Genomic DNA, 1,555 nt, shown 5'->3' with positions numbered 1-1,555 from the left:
TCCCGGCACCCTCCGCGGAACTCTCCGGCTCCGCAGAACCGTCACTCCCCTGGGAACTCCCGGCAGCCGACTCCGCAATCTCCTCCGCGTCCGCGGAACCCGCAGAGCCTGCCGCGTCCGCGGAACCCGCGGACGCGGAGCGCGCCGCCTCCGTGGCGCGCTTCGTCGAGAAGACCGCCGTCGCCGTGTCGACCCGGGCAGCCGCCGTCACGGTCTCCCGCGCGACCGCCAGCCGCGGGTCCGGAACCGGAACCTTGCTCCCCGACGTCGGTTCTGCCGACGACTCGTGCTGCTTCGACCTGTCGGGGGACTCGCCCGCCACCGATGCCTCCTCCGTGCGCCACACACCGTGCGCCCAACCGAACCATGAACCCGTTAAACAGTGCACACGCGGCCCGGACACCCGTGTCCGAACCATCTACCAGTGTCCTGTGTGAGGGATTGACCCCTGCGGTAGACGAGAACGACATATCTACTGGTTCCACTACGAACCGGTCACGTGCTCTCGACAGACCAATGTGAGAGGGGTCACCCTGTCATTCATCCACGCGGGGAGGCATGGATGGGCAGGAGCCGCAGAACACTTCCGGAGGAGCTTCTGCTGCTGGCGTTGGACCCGACCACGGGTACCACCGCACAGCCGCAGTCGCTCGACCTCGGTCTGGCCGGAGCACAGCTAGTGGAGCTGGCGCTGGCCGGACGGATAGCCCCAGACGGGGATCGTATCGCCGTGGTGGCACCACGGCCGACCGGAGATCCGACCTTGGACTGTGCGCTGGAACTACTCCGCAGGCGGGGTGCTCCAGTACGCGCTGTGAACTGGATCGGCGGGCCCCGACTGGGGTTGCGCCAGACATATCTCTCGCATCTGGAGCGATGCGGCATGGTTCATGCCGTGGCGGGCCAGATGTGCGGGGTGCTTCCGACGACTCGCTACCAGGCGACGGACACGGAAATCAGCCGGGAGATCAGGGCCCGGCTGGACAGCGCGATCCGCACCGGCGTCCCGCCGGACCCGCGGACCGCCGCTCTGGCCGCACTGGCGCACGCCGTGGGGCTGGGCAAGCACCTCTACCCGGGGAACGAAGGGCGTTCGTCGCGCTCCCGACTCCGGGACCTGATCAGGCACGACCCCATGGGCGGACTCGTGGCGCACGCCGTGATGGACGTCCAGAACGGAGTGGCCGCACAGCCGCGCCGCAGCCCGGCACCGGCCGGCCGTCAGGCCGCCCCCGGAGCCAGGCCCGCACCGGAGCCCGCCAGGGGCGTCCCGATGCAACCGCACCGCAGTTCGATGGCACGCGCCGTGGCTCACTGAGTCACCGGTCCACGGCACGGTTCCACCGACACGACGGAGCACCGCGACACCGCACGACCGCAGTCCCCGAAGTACCGCTGTATCCGCTGTATCCGCTTCAGCCGCCGTATCCGCAGCACCCACCGTGCACCAACGCCTCGCGCGTCACGCACGTCAGCGCCGCACCGCAGTCCCCATGATCCGGTTCGGGAGCCGCTGGGCCGCGCGGGGCGGCGGGCCGTACGTCCGGACGACGAC

At 70.0% G+C, this 1,555-nt stretch carries 1 protein-coding gene and 1 pseudogene; one reads left to right on the top strand and one right to left on the bottom strand.

Annotated elements, in window-relative coordinates:
• Positions 1–322: pseudogene (locus ACFWGJ_RS43620) on the bottom strand (D-alanyl-D-alanine carboxypeptidase); the annotation flags it as partial.
• Positions 323–562: 240 nt separating this feature from the next.
• Here ACFWGJ_RS43620 and ACFWGJ_RS43615 point away from each other — a divergent pair.
• A complete protein-coding gene (locus ACFWGJ_RS43615) occupies positions 563–1,318 on the top strand; it encodes a GPP34 family phosphoprotein (protein ID WP_387334537.1) in 756 nt (251 codons plus the stop codon).
• The last annotated feature ends 237 nt before the right edge of the window (positions 1,319–1,555 follow it).

The sequence above is a fragment of the Streptomyces sp. NPDC060205 genome (assembly GCF_042728395.1).
Classification (GTDB): Bacteria; Actinomycetota; Actinomycetes; order Streptomycetales; family Streptomycetaceae; genus Streptomyces.
This window is presented reverse-complemented; position numbering and strand designations above follow the sequence as displayed.